The 719-nt window shown below is 38.1% G+C and carries 1 protein-coding gene; it reads right to left on the bottom strand.

Translation table 11 applies throughout. The features are described 5' to 3' along the window. Nucleotides 1-422: 422 nt before the first annotated feature. On the bottom strand, nt 423-674 hold the full coding sequence (locus MTF66_RS38390) for a hypothetical protein (RefSeq protein ID WP_248530350.1): 252 nt from the start codon (nt 672-674) through the stop codon (nt 423-425). Nucleotides 675-719 lie beyond the last annotated feature (45 nt).

Raw genomic sequence — 719 nt, 5'->3', positions numbered from 1 at the left:
TCCATGCAACTCCATAACCAAAAGAGGTATTACTATCCTGTTTCATTAAGGGACTACGTTGCTGTTTACTTTTAGCTACATGGCGGTATTTAACAGAGCCATCTAGCCAATATTTTTTACTATCGAAATTAAGCCCTAGCGAAATATCTGCGCCAGAACCACCCGACTGACTATTAAACTTTGAACGTGAATTATGCGTAACTAATCTAGGTAACGGTCTTCGGCAAAATTGGCATTTGCTTGTCTACTAGTAGTAATTTTATAAATTGGAGCAATAAACACCGGACTCTAATAGTTCATACTCAGTCGATAACGCCAGCCGACATTAGTCAGTAAACTAAAGTCTGTTGCCTTAGCTTTACGGATAAATAAGCCAATATAAGATTGCTCTGCCGCTTGATGAACATCATTAAAGTAATAATTTAGCAAAGGCCCAAAAATTCAAATACCCAATCTAAAAAATCCATACCTGCTCGTGCTTGATTATCTGCGTGGTCTAAATCTAACTTATCACTTTGATAACGCACATGAGGCCCAGACATTATGTATTGCTCACTTTGCTCTGTTCCTAAGTAGTGAGGAATATCATCCACAGGTACAAAAACACCACCGCCTATTACCAATTTAGACGCAGCAATATTCAACAGGACAAAGGCAACAATAACGCCAACCAAGGCATACTACTCACCTTTAAAGCGTTTAAATATTAATGAGGTATT

Source organism: Pseudoalteromonas sp. 2CM39R (assembly GCF_023161845.1).
The sequence above is the reverse complement of the archived record's forward strand: the minus strand, read 5'-3'. Positions and strand labels throughout refer to the sequence as shown.